Source organism: Lachnospira rogosae (ex Hitch et al. 2025) (assembly GCF_040096455.1).
Taxonomy (GTDB): domain Bacteria; phylum Bacillota; class Clostridia; order Lachnospirales; family Lachnospiraceae; genus Lachnospira; species Lachnospira rogosae.
In genome coordinates, this window is the sequence record NZ_JBBMER010000002.1 from 105,070 (window position 1) to 119,447 (window position 14,378).

The 14,378-nt window shown below is 35.8% G+C and carries 12 protein-coding genes; 1 reads left to right on the forward strand and 11 read right to left on the reverse strand.

What is annotated here, in order from left to right; all coding sequences use genetic code 11:
- Positions 1 to 97: 97 nt before the first annotated feature.
- From WMO14_RS02905 to WMO14_RS02915, 3 genes are read right to left on the reverse strand one after another with little or no spacing between them, the layout of a single operon-like run.
- Complete coding sequence (locus WMO14_RS02905) at positions 98 to 688, reverse strand: metallophosphoesterase family protein (RefSeq protein ID WP_022502112.1); 591 nt, start codon at positions 686 to 688, stop codon at positions 98 to 100.
- A 19-nt stretch (positions 689 to 707) separates the two neighbouring features.
- Positions 708 to 2,642 (reverse strand): BMP family ABC transporter substrate-binding protein, encoded by a 1,935-nt coding sequence (locus tag WMO14_RS02910; RefSeq protein ID WP_022502113.1) that lies wholly within the window; start codon positions 2,640 to 2,642, stop codon positions 708 to 710.
- Positions 2,643 to 2,662: 20 nt separating this feature from the next.
- Entirely contained in the window at positions 2,663 to 4,438 is a 1,776-nt protein-coding gene (locus tag WMO14_RS02915; RefSeq protein WP_022502114.1) for a GGDEF domain-containing protein, read from the reverse strand.
- Between the two features lie 309 nt (positions 4,439 to 4,747).
- On the opposite strand from WMO14_RS02915, the gene WMO14_RS02920 reads away from it, so the two are divergent.
- Positions 4,748 to 4,927: a DUF4250 domain-containing protein gene (locus tag WMO14_RS02920; protein WP_022502115.1), complete on the forward strand. Its 180-nt coding sequence runs from the start codon at positions 4,748 to 4,750 to the stop codon at positions 4,925 to 4,927.
- Positions 4,928 to 5,057: 130 nt separating this feature from the next.
- Here the strand turns inward: WMO14_RS02920 and clpB are convergent, their stop codons facing one another.
- The 8 genes from clpB to WMO14_RS02960 all read right to left on the reverse strand — a co-directional run bounded on the left by clpB (position 5,058) and on the right by WMO14_RS02960 (position 14,247).
- Entirely contained in the window at positions 5,058 to 7,655 is a 2,598-nt protein-coding gene (gene clpB, locus WMO14_RS02925) for an ATP-dependent chaperone ClpB (RefSeq protein WP_022502116.1), read from the reverse strand.
- Between the two features lie 221 nt (positions 7,656 to 7,876).
- The gene (gene queC, locus WMO14_RS02930; protein ID WP_022502117.1) at positions 7,877 to 8,554 is read right to left on the reverse strand and encodes a 7-cyano-7-deazaguanine synthase QueC; all 678 of its coding nucleotides are present in this window, start codon (positions 8,552 to 8,554) and stop codon (positions 7,877 to 7,879) included.
- Positions 8,520 to 9,107: a GTP cyclohydrolase I FolE gene (gene folE / locus WMO14_RS02935; RefSeq protein ID WP_022502118.1), complete on the reverse strand. Its 588-nt coding sequence runs from the start codon at positions 9,105 to 9,107 to the stop codon at positions 8,520 to 8,522. Before folE ends, queC begins: the two co-directional genes overlap by 35 nt.
- A 1-nt stretch (position 9,108) precedes the next feature.
- The gene (locus WMO14_RS02940) at positions 9,109 to 9,852 is read right to left on the reverse strand and encodes a radical SAM protein (RefSeq protein WP_022502119.1); all 744 of its coding nucleotides are present in this window, start codon (positions 9,850 to 9,852) and stop codon (positions 9,109 to 9,111) included.
- A gap of 124 nt (positions 9,853 to 9,976) precedes the next feature.
- Complete coding sequence (gene queD, locus WMO14_RS02945) at positions 9,977 to 10,399, reverse strand: 6-carboxytetrahydropterin synthase QueD (RefSeq protein WP_022502120.1); 423 nt, start codon at positions 10,397 to 10,399, stop codon at positions 9,977 to 9,979.
- A 242-nt stretch (positions 10,400 to 10,641) separates the two neighbouring features.
- On the reverse strand, positions 10,642 to 11,409 hold the full coding sequence (locus WMO14_RS02950; RefSeq protein ID WP_022502121.1) for an ECF transporter S component: 768 nt from the start codon (positions 11,407 to 11,409) through the stop codon (positions 10,642 to 10,644).
- A gap of 168 nt (positions 11,410 to 11,577) precedes the next feature.
- Positions 11,578 to 12,585, reverse strand: coding sequence for a hypothetical protein (locus WMO14_RS02955; RefSeq protein WP_022502122.1), 1,008 nt, complete (start codon positions 12,583 to 12,585; stop codon positions 11,578 to 11,580).
- Between the two features lie 216 nt (positions 12,586 to 12,801).
- Positions 12,802 to 14,247, reverse strand: coding sequence for a carbon starvation CstA family protein (locus WMO14_RS02960; protein ID WP_349153237.1), 1,446 nt, complete (start codon positions 14,245 to 14,247; stop codon positions 12,802 to 12,804).
- Positions 14,248 to 14,378: the final 131 nt, after the last annotated feature.

Here is a 14,378-nt window from a genome sequence, read left to right on the forward strand (position 1 = left end):
TCTTTCTGTGACGTACATTTGTTTTTCATTGCTTTGACAATACTATCATAACTGTAATTATATTGCAAGGGCTTTTTAATGATAAATTGTATAAAAATCAATATTCAAATATATACCTGTCATATCCGTTAATTATAGTTGTGTTATTATACTGCTCCTCTCTTTGGAATTCCCTTGAATAATTCAAATGTACATGCCCGTGTATGAAATATTTGGGACTGTATTTGTCAAGTATATCAACAAATGCTTCAAACCCCTTATGTGGATTATCCTCACCATCACCAAGCCCTGCCGCCGGAGAATGTGTAAGCAGTATATCAATGCCTTTCTTTACCTTTATCTTAGGCCACATCATAGCAGCCCTTTTCTTCATCTGATTCTGTGTATACTGGTTAATACCCTTCTTGTATCTGATTGAACCGCCAAGTCCCATAATTCTTATTCCATTGTATACATATATCTTATCTTCTATACATATACAGCCTTCTGGCTCTTTATCTGCATAGCCATCATCGTGATTGCCTCGCACATATAATATAGGCACTTTAGAAAATGAAGCAAGAAATGACAGATAATCTGCTTTTAAATCTCCACAAGACAATATAAGGTCTATTCCTTCAAGCTTCTCTTTTTCAAAATAATCCCACAGGTACTTTGACTCAACATCAGCTAATACTAGTATCTTCATAACCTTTTAACTTTCCTCACTAATCGTTCACATCTATAATTCCCTGATTGATAACAAGCATTTTTGAATTATCATCAAGTTCTTCATATTCTGGTACTCTGCCAACAACATTATCAAGAAGCCAATCCATTTCAATAATCTCATCAGGATCAAGTTCTTCGTCTGGCTTATTGTGCACCTTTCCATCCTGATCCTTTAATTCACCCGTAAATGGCTTGAACTCACCTTTTACTATTGCTTCCCTTATAAGCGATGTAACCTTTTTCGTTTCATCAGGAACTGCACCGCCATATATTATGTCAATTGCACCAGCAGACATACCCCACCAGTAATTAAGTGCTGATACCTTATCTCCTTCTTCTTCCTTCTTCCACGAACCACTTAATATGCTCTGTATAAGCTTCTCGTAGAACACACCCCAGTGCCATACAGGCATTGCCAGATGCTTTACCATACCTGAGTCCGTTACATAAAGACCGAACTTTCTTGATGTCTTCTTAGGTGTTATCATATCCTGATCTGAAATACAGTTAATACCCTGTTCTGCAAATCTTGCTTCTATGTCATTGTCTTTAATGCCACTCCATTCAACATATACCTTAACATCAGGATTTACCGCCCTTGCCCCCATAGCAAAAGCATTAACATTAGCCATAACACCATACAACGGACAGCTTGCAACATAACCAATCTTGTCACTCTTTGCCATAACCCCAGCTATAACCCCCGTCAGATACTTAGCCTCATACATTCTTGCATAATAAGTTCTTATATACTTATGCGATATATTAAGCGAACAGTTAAGTATCTTAGCCTTTGGATGTGCTATTGCCTGTTTAAGACTTGCATACATCATAGATGGCGATGTTACAAATATAAGATCCGTATTATCATCAATAAGCCTCTGGATGGCATTATAATCATCTTCCTTTGGTCTTACATTAGTAATACTGACTGTTTCTATCTGGCTTCCAAAGGTTTCATCAATATACTGTCTTCCCAATTCGTGGGCATAACACCACTCAGATGTCTGTGGTGTATTCTCGTATATAAATCCAACCTTAAGCCTTTTATTAGCCTCTCCTCCTGACCTTGGGAGAAGATAACTTAATATATTCTTCTTGGCTGGCTGTGTTGTAACCGGATCCATTCTTAAATCTACTTCGCTGTTATCTGATAATAATTCAAATTCAGCCCAGGTCTTAGCTACATTTTTATCCATCTGCTCCGGTGTCATATGGCGTACTGTATCATATCCGTGAATATGAATAAATCTTAAAAAAGCATCTCCAACCGGATAATCAAATCTGTCACCGCCTCTTGATTCATAAGCTGTTCTAAAGTTAAGATAACTTGATACCAAATCCCTCTTGTCATCTTCATCCATTGGCTGTCCCGGAGTAATTCCAACAAGCTCCATAAATGTTATGAAGCTGCCCTCTTTGCTAAAATATATATCATTAATCTTGGTAGATTTATAAAAATCCATAAATTCATAATATATCTTAACATCAGGATTGTCAGACTTCCTAGGCACTTTACGGATAACCTGTGCATTTACCGTCACCGCATTAAAATATTTAAGAACACTAACTCTCTTGTTACCCTCAAGAACGTAGAATTTATTCATATATTCATATACTTTAATAGGGTCTCTTATTCCCTCATTAACCTGACTGTCACTAAGTGATGCCCATTTAGCTGAGAACTCACTTCCCCATTCAAGAATAGGCATCCAGTTATCTGCAAATGCATTAGTTCTGCCTGCTGTACATGTACCAACAACAAGCCTTAAAGGTATCTGGTCTATTCCAAGACTTACTTCTGAATCTATCTGTTCTTCATCCATCATACTTTCCATAACTGGAAGATATGGATATTTACCCTTATTGACACACGCATTATATTCTCTTTTTCCAAGCTTAAGAGCACTCATATAATCCTGTACTGACATATTAATCCTCCATTCTTACATTACAACACACTTGCAATAACCTTAGTAAGTGTCATTATATAGTTCTTGTCTGATTCATTCCATCGAAAACCTTTATTGAATGTATCATACGATGCAATTATATTATCTCCTGCCTGATTGGTAAAGTAACTATATATCATTCCACCGATATTACTTTGAATTGTTTCATCATACAGCTTCTTGTTAAATGACTCTATATTCGATGTGTACACAATTGTCATATAGTGGTTCTTATCAAACATTCCTAAGAATTCTTTAGTATTAACTATATCATTAATGTCTGGAAGCTTCACATAATTACCATAATATTCAATAAGCCTGCCAGTTGTTCCATTATATATCCTTATGCCATCAATCTCAAATGCTTTACAGGCTCTCTGTAATACATTATCAAGTACACTGCTTCCATTCTTTATAAGATCAATAGACATATCAGCAACTTCCTGTGCCAGTGTTTCACCTTTTTTAATAGGTGCCATAGAAAATCCTTTTCTTCCCATATCATCAAGAAAATCGCCGTGTTTCTGTGCATCATATATAATATATCTGTTCTTTCCTTTATTCTTGGCAATATAAAGGCATTTATCAGCCTTATTAAATAATGAGTCATAATCACTTCCATTGTCTGGATATTTACACACACCCATAGAAAGAGTAACATCACAGCTGTTCTCTCCCTGCCCTAACTCCGCCCTTACTTTCTGCTTGATAAATGTAAGTATAGAACGCAGCTGGCTTTCCTTAGTTATCCAATTCGTAAATATAAAGAACTCATCTCCTCCAAATCTTCCAACAATACCTCTTCCATTAAGTGCGCTGTTAATAATAGCGGCAACTTTTAATATAACTTTATCCCCATACAGATGCCCATATGTATCGTTGACATTTTTAAAATTATCTATATCTATCATAGCCATATAATGTATATCTTTATTAGTTGCAATTGAGTCCTGCACATATTCCTTGCAGGCTCTTTTATTAAGAAGCCCTGTAAAGAAATCCTTCCCCTCCTGTGTGGCATAATAACTGACCTCATTCTGCTTATCAATTGACTTGATAATCCCAATTACAACCCTGTCTCTGTTATTCTTATATGTAAGCTTACAATCAATGTTATATACAACAAGCTTGGACATATCTGTAATAAGCGGTCCTGTAATCTCACCATTAAACCCCTCATTAGCATTACGGACTTTATTAACAAAATCTGTAAAATCCTGCTTTTGTCTTGCATTATTTAGATATTCCATATACACCTTTTCGAATTTATCCAGTGTCATCTTGCATATTATCGTTGCCTTGAAGCTTCTGTATATATATAGGGAAAACATATCTGTTACGGTATCATAATCAAACATATAATCATTATACATTGACAAATATGTCCTGTATTTGTTCACATCATTATGAAGCCTTGTATATTTCTTCTCCATCATAAAAATGTTAACTACATTCATATCTATAACCGCCTCTTCATTAATGATATTCCCATGATTGGCAAGGCTCATATGAACAAGAAAATACTGTCCGTCACCACCTTTTATACACGTTATAATTCTCTGGGACTGACCTGATTCTTTCAGACTCTCACATACATTTTTAAATTCACCCACATAATCAGGATGTATCATCTCTGTGATAATAATATTAACAAGCTTTCCTGCATAATTATAAAAATAGTCATCTGCAAAAAGCACAAGATATGAAGAATTAAATGATGCCATACAATACATCATTGATGATTTGTTATTATAAATATCCTCTGATATTAACATATGTCCCCCATCCGTAAATTCCTATAAAACCACTGCACCCTATAGAAATCCACCTCTTTATACAACCTAAGACCATACAGCATATAAACCATACAATCCTGATATAAATATTGTATTAAATCCGCTAATATTATATTAGTAATTTTGCACTCTATTTATATGAATAATAGCACGTTTTTTATTACTTGTAAACTAATTGTGTATTTATTAACATACATTTCAATTACAATTTGCATATGCCTTTAGAGCGTCGTATTATAATTCTTGTTACCAATATAGACATATAAAATGTATAGAAATGAGGATTTTATGAATAATTTACCTAAAGACCCGGTTATGCTTCTTAGCTTTGTTAACATGCAGTTAAGGGATAATTACAGCTCACTCACAGAATTATGTAAGACTTATATGGTTGACGAGAGCAGTATCACAGACAAACTCACCGCTATCAATTATGTATACAATCCTAAGACTAACCAATTTGTATAATTATTAAAAAAGCTATATGAAGGCTATAACAAATGTCCGATTTATTCAAAACATTTATTACAACCTTACATATAGCTTTCTTTAAGTATATATATTAAATATACCGCTTTAAGTTACCTAATGAAGTAAATTATGATTTCATATCTTTAGCAACTAAAGTACCATTTTCACAATCTATAAGAATCTTGTCCCCTGTCGATACATCGCCGGCAAGTATAAGCTTAGCGGCAAGTGTCTCAACGCTCTTCTGGACATATCTCTTAAGAGGTCTTGCACCATACATTGGGTCAAAACCATGGTCAACGATATAATCTTTAGCTGTATCAGATAATACAACCTTAAGTTCCTTATCTTCGAGTCTTCTGTTGACATCATTAATAAGAAGGTTAATAATACTTCCTATATTATCCTTATTAAGAGGTTTGAACATAATAATCTCATCAAGACGGTTCAGGAATTCTGGTCTGAAGCTGTTACGCAGATCTCCCATAACAAGTTCCTCAACCCCCTCTTTAATATTACCATTCTCATCAATTCCATCAAGAAGGTAGGTTGAACCGATATTACTTGTAAGAATTATGATCGTATTCTTAAAATCTACTGTCCTACCTTGTGAATCTGTTATACGTCCATCATCGAGAACCTGAAGAAGCACATTAAATACATCAGGGTGGGCTTTTTCAACCTCATCAAACAATACTACTGAATATGGTTTCCTGCGGACTGCCTCTGTAAGCTGTCCACCTTCATCATATCCTACATATCCTGGAGGAGCTCCGATAAGTCTGGATACTGAATATTTCTCCATATACTCCGACATATCAAGCCTTATTATATTATTCTCATCATCAAACAGACTCTCTGCAAGTGTCTTTGCAAGCTCTGTCTTACCTACACCAGTTGGTCCTAAGAATAAGAATGAGCCAATTGGCTTGCTTGGATCTTTAATACCAGCTTTAGACCTGATAATAGCTTCTGTAACCTTGGTTACAGCCTCGTCCTGTCCAACAACTCTCTTATGAAGAGTTTCATCAAGATTAAGTGTCTTCTGCCTTTCTGACTCACTTAACTTGGCCACTGGAATACCTGTCCATCTTGATATAATCTTAGCTATTTCTTCTTCTGTTACATTCTCGTGTACTAAAGAATCATCGCTTCCATCTTTCTTGGCCTTGGCTTCTGCTTCTTCAATCTGCTTTTCTATCTGTGGCAGCCTGCCATACTGAAGCTCTGCTGCTTTCTCAAGATTGTATTCTCTCTTTGCCTGTGCAATCTGGTTATTAACATTTTCAAGTTCTTCTTTTAACTTGCTGATATTATCAACCTTTGTCTTGTCAGAATCCCATTTAGCCTTCTGTATGCCAAATTCTTCCTTAAGTTCTGATAACTCTTTTCTTAAAGCTTCAAGTCTTTCCTTACTAAGATTATCAGTTTCCTTCTTTAAGGCTGCCTCCTCAATTTCAAGCTGCATAATCTTACGCTGCATTTCATCAAGTTCTGCCGGCATTGAATCAAGTTCTGTCTTAATCATTGCACACGCTTCATCTACAAGATCAATTGCCTTATCTGGAAGAAATCTGTCTGTTATATATCTGTCTGATAACACAGCCGCACTTACCAAAGCACCATCATTAATCTTAACACCGTGGAATACTTCGTATCTGTCCTTAAGCCCCCTTAATATAGATATTGTATCTTCAACTGTTGGCTCATCAACCATTACAGGCTGGAAACGACGTTCAAGTGCTGGGTCTTTTTCAATATACTGTCTGTGTTCATCAAGTGTTGTCGCACCTATACAATGCAGCTCACCTCTTGCGAGCATTGGTTTAAGCATATTACCAGCATCCATAGAACCCTCTGTCTTACCAGCACCTACAATTGTGTGAATTTCATCGATAAATAATATAATCTGGCCTTCTGACTTTTTAACCTCATCAAGCACAGCTTTTAATCTTTCCTCAAATTCACCTCTGTATTTAGCACCAGCCACAAGTGCACCCATATCAAGAGCAAATAACTTCTTGTCTTTAAGGCTCTCTGGCACATCACCTTTTACAATTCTTTGTGCAAGTCCTTCAACAACTGCTGTCTTACCTACACCTGGTTCACCGATAAGAACCGGATTGTTCTTAGTCTTTCTTGAAAGAATTCTTATTACATTCCTTATTTCCTGATCTCGTCCGATTACTGGATCAAGCTTGCCGTCGGCTGCTCTTTGTACCAGATCCGTAGCGTACTTATTGAGTGTATCGTAAGTTGCCTCTGGATTGTCTGATGTAACTGTCTGGTTGCCTCTTACAGTAGCAAGTACTGAAAGAAAGCTCTCCCTGTTAATTCCATATGTCTTAAAGAGCTGCTTTATTGCTCTGTTAGGTGCTGCTATAAGTGCAAGCATCAAATGCTCAACTGACACATAAGAGTCGCCCATTCTCTTGGCTTCATCTTCTGCATTGACAAGTACCTTATTAAGGTCATTGCTTATATATAACTTAACATCACCTGATACCTTATTCTTCTGATTAAGAAGTTGTTCAATATTCTTTAAGAAAATATCTTTATCAATATTCATCTTCTCTATAAGGTTAGCTATAAGACTATCTTCAATAGTCATAAGACTATAAAGAAAATGTTCCTGGTCAATCTCCTGATTACCATAATCATAAGCTATCTTCTCGCAGTTATTAATCGCTTCGATTGATTTCTGTGTAAACTTCTGAATATTCATACAATTCACCTCTTTCTTAACCCCAATTATTGTTCCCTTGGAAATAAAGATTATCAGATAACACTTTAAAGACCAATTGTAATTCTTTGAACAATTTTTCATTACTTTTCTTCTAAAATGCTCTTTTCTCATTTCCTATTACAGGTTATATCACTTGTTGTTAGCACTGTCAACAGGTGAGTGCTAATTATTTTATAAAAAATATATAAACCCTGCGTTTTTTATAACGCAGGGTCTTTTACTCCATTAGCCTCAAATGCCTTAGCTCTGTCTATACACGTTCCACACACGCCGCAAGGCTTATCTGCTCCTTCATAACAGCTCCATGTATATTCATAAGGAACTTTTAAATCTAGTCCGATTTTTACAACTTGTGCTTTTGTCTTATTAATAAATGGAGCTTCTATCTTTAACTGCTTACCACTTCCAAGATATATCGCTTCATTCATTGCCTTGTTAAATTCATCACTACAATCAGGATATGCGCTTCCTGCCGCGTCATCGCTGTGTGCCCCATAATATATAACCTCACACCCTTTAGAAAGTGCTATGCTTGCCGCACTCGAAAGGAACAAGCCATTGCGAAACGGAACATAAGTTGACACAGGACTTCCGTTAGTCTTTTTAATCTGTTCTGCATACGACTCCTCTGGTATCTCTTTATCAGAATGTGCAAGCAATGAACAATCACTGTACTGGAATATCTTTTCAAGATCCAATGATATATGCTCAACACCATAATATTCAGTTACCTTATCAGCTGACTCAATTTCCTTTGTGTGCCTTTGTCCATAATATATTGACAGTGCCACAACATTTTCTGCACCATACTTATCGACTGCTATTCCAAGGCACGTTGTACTATCAACGCCACCACTGCATAAAACCATTGCTTTCATTATAAAACCTCCCTCTTAATGTCTGTGTATATGTTTTTGTGTTGGTCTTTTTTATTCCTCTTGCTGTCATACAGCTGTGACAGCCCTCTATGAATACAGCAACATCTTCTGAACCTGTTACTTTGCATATTACATCTGCTATGTCTGAACCTATACGTTCCTGTAACTGCAATCTCTTTCCTACCATATCAGCTATTCTAGCTATCTTGCTAAGACCTATAACCCTGCCTTTAGGAACATATGCTACTGTCACTTTCATATCGTACATAAGTGCAATATGATGTTCGCAATAGCTGAATATATCTATATCTTTTACAACTACCATATCACCGTATCTTGATGTGCCCTCGTCATCCACATCTTCTGCAAATGTCTTATCAAACATATCCGCTATTTCATCATTAGAATACTTCATTCCTTCAAAGACTTCTTCATACATTCTTGCAACTCTGTCAGGTGTTTCTTTCAGTCCTTCTCTGTCCGGATCATCTCCTAATGCCTCAAGAATTCCTCTTATATGAAATCTTATAGCTTCTGAATCTATTTGTTTCAATTTATACTCCTTTCTTATCTGGCGACCAGATGAATTTGTGGAGCTGGAGCTGTACTCTTGCCCCATTAATCAAATTATCCTTCATAAAATCCACGATTGTTACAGGTTCAATCTTTCCAAATACAGGACTAAAATATACATAGCATTTTTCTGTAAGATTATATTGTCTTATTATTTCTAATGCTCTCTTTAAATCTTCTTCACTGCTTACAACAAATTTAACAGTGTCCTGACTTTGAAGGTTGTTAAAATTATCAAGCTTCATATATTGTTCCATATTGCTTCCAGCAAGCTTGTAATCTGCTGTCATTGATAATCTTTCCATTTCATCGTTAACCTTATCATAAATATCGTTTATGACCTGACCATTCATAGCTGTAGTAAGGTTATCCTTAACATTTTCTCTTACCTTATTAATATCAATGCTTCCATTGGTTTCTATCTCAACATTTCTGCCACTAATCAGAAGCTGTGCTATAAGCTTGTCTATCCCTGCCTGAATAAGCGGTTCTCCACCTGTAAGTGTAACATTGTCAATCTTAACATCTTCCACTGCCTTAACAATATCAGACACACTCATCTTAGCTGCCTTAGCATTAACATCATTTGCCCATCTGGTATCACAGTAACTGCAGTCAAGATTGCAGCCTCTGAACCTCACAAATACAGCAAGTTCTCCTGCTCTTACACCTTCTCCGTTAATACTGGCAAAATGTTCTACAACATTAAATATCTGTTTGCTCATATATTCCTCATTTCTGTGTATATTATATTTATGTATATACATCTAATCCTATTTCTATATACATTATATTTATGTATATAAATCTAATCCTATTTCTGCGTACCTTGCATTTATGTATATACGTCTAATCCTGTGTATAAGAGGCAGCATTATTTGGTGTCTCATAAACAGTTATCTGTTTCACCCTGTATCCTCTGCCGATCATTTTATCATAAAAATATTTCGCCATATTCTCTGCTGTTGGTCTGAAAGCAAACTGTATTATCCTGAAATTCTCATCCTGTAAAGCCTTCAGTGTTGTTTCCTTTAAACTGCCGGTTTCTATAATAAGGCAATGGTCTAAGTAATCTACGATTTCCTTTAAATCTTTCTTTAAATCTCCAAAGTCAACATACATTCCTCTGTTCTGTCCTGTTGTTTCAAGTTCATCACTTGATACCTCTGCTACAACTCTCCAGCGGTGTCCGTGTATGTTACTGCATTTGCCCTCATAGCCGTATAAGAAATGTGCGGCATCGAAGCTGTGTTCTGTTTTTAATGTGTACATATCTGCTCCTTAGATTTTCTATCAAAATTTCCTATTAAACAAAATGGCGTGCCAGTTACCTCACAACTGACACGCCATTTTAATGGTTCTATCTGATCACAACGCATATTATCATACATTGCATATTATACAGATTTTAAGTTTTGAAGCCCTGGTTTTATTTTAAGACAGGATGGTACAAACGAACTGTCTTTTATTATTCATACGAAAGAATAACAGAATTATTATCTGTTGTCAACATTTTATAAATCTCTTAACATATCTGTCTTCTTCATAACTGGTCTTAAGGCAATATAAAGTATTGAAGCTACAATTACTGCTATAATAGCATTAACTGTTGTTGTTATCGCACCAATCTTTGCAAGTGCCTTAGCTAAATCCTGAGGTACTCCAAGAAGATATGTCTTGTAGAAATAACCAACCACCGGGTCTGCCACAATATTGAAAGCCATACCGCATATGCTTGAAACTATTGTTGCTACAGTAATATACTTAGCAGAATGCTCCTTTGATATCTTGAATAACTTATGTGCTACAAATCCTACAATAAGACCAATGCATAATTTTAATATAAATGTCTTAGGTGCACTTGTAACATAGGCTGTTGTAAGATCACTTATTGTCATACCCACAGCTCCTGCAAGACCGCCCCATGTACCGCCTATAAGTAATGCTGCAAGAACGCAGAATACATTACCAAAATGAAACATAGTTCTCTCTGTTCCTACCGGAATATCAATCTTAATAAATGTTGCACCAACATAACATAATGCTGCACAAAGTGCTGCCTGTGCTATAACTTTGGCATCAACCGGCTTTTTCTCTGACTTGCAGAATGTATTATATAAGCCCGAGATTAATACTACTGCACCAATTATTGTGACGAGTAATGAAAATGCATATGCTTTATTACCCTTTACAACATATGTATTAACACAAAGCACAATACCGATAATCATAATAACTGCACCGATAACAGCCTGAATAATACTTTTTGATTTTTCTTTCATAAAGTCCTCCAATCTGGTATGCAATATATATTAATCTGCATACGAGTCATTAGTAATAATTAACAGCTAAAACATACATATCTTGTATGTATTAATTGTTATTATGAAAGAATAATCTTTTATAGGCATTATTAAAAGTGTCAATTTAATATTAATTTATAAGGTCAGTTACTGATACTCCCTTACTAAGAACATTGGCTTTATAGCCATTATCTCATCATATTCTTCCTGTTCAACTGCAACGCTTGAATTAAGTGCCTTTAAATCGCTCTTTAATACTTCAAGTGCTTCATCTGCTTTCACCGCTCTGCCTTCCTCTATAATATCAATCATTCTCTTAAGAACAACTGGATGAGCATACCACGCTGGAATTGGGAAGTCTGGATAATTGTGTATATATTCTTCCATATCCTCAACCGCACTCATAAGGTGGCTCTCTATGTATTTCTTATTATTCTTCGCTGTTGGAAGTACATTGGCACTTGAAAAAAGGAATATTGCCGCAAGTCCAAATAATAAGAAATATACAGCAAAACCGGCGTGTGTTATAAGAGCAAATATTCCATATATAAGAGCTGCTGCCCCAAGAAGTGTTATACTGAGTGCAACCCATTTGTAAGCAGGATTGCTTCTGTCATATACTCTCTTTCTCTTAGCTCCTGCACTTAACTGTATGCTTAACTCCTCATTACGGTTAAGATATTCCATACAGTTATTAAGCACTGCTACATTTGCCTTAGCTTCTTTACTGATTGCTACTGCTTTCTTCTGTTCTTTAAGTCTTTCTTTTTGTTTAAGACGTTTCTCAGCTTCTTCACTGTGAAGTCTTATATACGGGTGTGTCTGTTTAATATATGCAAGAAGAGAATCTACATTTTCTTCAAACTTGAAATTACACTGCTTCTCTTCTCCGTTATCATACTCAACAACAAGATAAGGAATTGTTGCAAATAATCCTTTGCCAGTAAATCCTCCTTTACTCATAGCAACTCTCTTAAATATTCTTTTAACATTGGACAGCGGAATATAATATCTCCTGTCAAAATAAAAGCTATTAAGATATATAGCCTTTTCGCCAACACCACAGGGACCAAACTTTCTGCAATTCTTTCTGTCTTTTACAAGCTCTTCCTTGCTAAGTGTTGTTCTGGATAAACAATGCGGCTTAAAAAACATAGCAATCAACTCCTTTTCAACAATATCATTATAATTATGATACAAATACATTATAATACAATTCATATTTAATAATAATTCACTTCATCTTCTGCACTCATATCATAATATATAAAAGGAGGGAATATATCCTGAGGACTTCCCTCCTTTTATTCTAATAAGCTAACCTGCTTCATATGGCTGCTTATCATTATATTCTATTACTACTGTTATGTATTAAGCAGCTTCCTTTGTATGCTTTCTTGTTGCATACATAAATATTCCAAAGAATATTGCGGCAATTATAATACCGGCTGGGTAAGCTACCTTTGTACCAAGGTTAAGACACTCTTTTGCATAGAAGAAATATGTCATTGAAACAGCACTCATAAATGTTGCAGGAACTGCTGTAATCCAGTAATTCTTCTTTTCCTTGAATAAGAACATACTAGCTGTCCAGAGAACTATCATAGCAAGTGTCTGGTTAGTCCAGCTGAAGTATCTCCATATAATTGTGTAATCAAGGTGTCCAACAAATGCACCAACTGCAAGTAATGGAACACAAAGCATAAGTCTCTTAGCGTACTTACCCTGATCAATCTTGAACCAGTCTGCAAGTACAAGTCTTGCACTTCTGAAAGCTGTATCACCAGATGTGATAGGGCATACAATAACACCTATCATAGCAAGTGCAACACCAACACCACCCATTGTCTTTGAGCATACATCATATATAGCTGCTGACTGTCCATTGGCAAGTATTGCACTTAAGCCTGTGCTTAAACCATCTGTTACTTCATAGATTGAACAGCCTGCTGCTGCCCATATTAAAGCGATAATACCTTCGGCAACCATTGCACCATAGAATACGAAATGTCCCTGCTTCTCTGACTTCATACAACGAGCCATAAGAGGTGACTGTGTTGCGTGGAAACCTGATATAGCACCACAGGCAACTGTTATGAACATTACACTCCATATTGGAGTTGCCTTAGGATGCATATTAGTGAAGTGTGACCATATCTCTGGTATCTGGTACTGTGAGTGAGTAAATATACCAAGTGCAACACCAAGTGCCATAATGATAAGACATATACCAAATAATGGATAAATACGTCCGATAATCTTATCAATTGAAATAAATGTTGCAATGAAATAGTATGCAAGAATTATCCATAACCAGAATTCTGTACTGGTAACAATTCCTGATACGTTACCATTCTTGAAAAGAGTTACAATAAGTCCAGCAGGACCTACTGCGAATACTGTACCAACCATAACAAGAAGTACAACACTGAATACTCTCATTACATTCTTCATAAATCCGCCAAGGTATATACCACATACCTCTGAGATTGATGCACCATCATTACGTTCTGATAACATACCTGAGAAATAATCGTGTACACCACCAGCGAAGATAGTACCAAATGTAATCCATAAGAATACAACCGGGCCCCATAAAGCACCCTGCATAGCTCCGAATATTGGTCCTAAACCTGCAATATTCAAAAGCTGTACTAAAAACAGTTTCCATTGTGGCATTACTACATAGTCAACGCCATCATTAATCTTAACTGCTGGAGTTTCTCTGTCGTCTGGTGCAAATGTATTCTCTACAACTTTACCATACACAAAGTAACCGCCAATTAAAAGAAACAAGCAAATGAAAAAACTAATCATAACCTTGTCCTCCTTTACTTTAGAATAAAATATTTAACTTATCACAGTACTGTTCCGTTAGCTTTATTATAGTATAATTAATAAAAATTTCAACTTTGAAAATAAAAAAAATGTGCCAAAAAAGCCTGGCA

What these genes read in the sequence shown, in the direction of transcription:
- WMO14_RS02905 (WP_022502112.1), bottom strand. Translation starts at nt 688, where the DNA reads ATGAAGATACTAGTATTAGCTGATGTTGAGTCAAAGTACCTGTGGGAT.
- WMO14_RS02910 (WP_022502113.1), bottom strand. Translation starts at nt 2,642, where the DNA reads ATGTCAGTACAGGATTATATGAGTGCTCTTAAGCTTGGAAAAAGAGAA.
- WMO14_RS02915 (WP_022502114.1), bottom strand. Translation starts at nt 4,438, where the DNA reads ATGTTAATATCAGAGGATATTTATAATAACAAATCATCAATGATGTAT.
- WMO14_RS02920 (WP_022502115.1), top strand. Translation starts at nt 4,748, where the DNA reads ATGAATAATTTACCTAAAGACCCGGTTATGCTTCTTAGCTTTGTTAAC.
- clpB (WP_022502116.1), bottom strand. Translation starts at nt 7,655, where the DNA reads ATGAATATTCAGAAGTTTACACAGAAATCAATCGAAGCGATTAATAAC.
- queC (WP_022502117.1), bottom strand. Translation starts at nt 8,554, where the DNA reads ATGAAAGCAATGGTTTTATGCAGTGGTGGCGTTGATAGTACAACGTGC.
- WMO14_RS02940 (WP_022502119.1), bottom strand. Translation starts at nt 9,852, where the DNA reads ATGAGCAAACAGATATTTAATGTTGTAGAACATTTTGCCAGTATTAAC.
- queD (WP_022502120.1), bottom strand. Translation starts at nt 10,399, where the DNA reads ATGTACACATTAAAAACAGAACACAGCTTCGATGCCGCACATTTCTTA.
- WMO14_RS02950 (WP_022502121.1), bottom strand. Translation starts at nt 11,409, where the DNA reads ATGAAAGAAAAATCAAAAAGTATTATTCAGGCTGTTATCGGTGCAGTT.
- WMO14_RS02955 (WP_022502122.1), bottom strand. Translation starts at nt 12,585, where the DNA reads ATGTTTTTTAAGCCGCATTGTTTATCCAGAACAACACTTAGCAAGGAA.
- WMO14_RS02960 (WP_349153237.1), bottom strand. Translation starts at nt 14,247, where the DNA reads ATGATTAGTTTTTTCATTTGCTTGTTTCTTTTAATTGGCGGTTACTTT.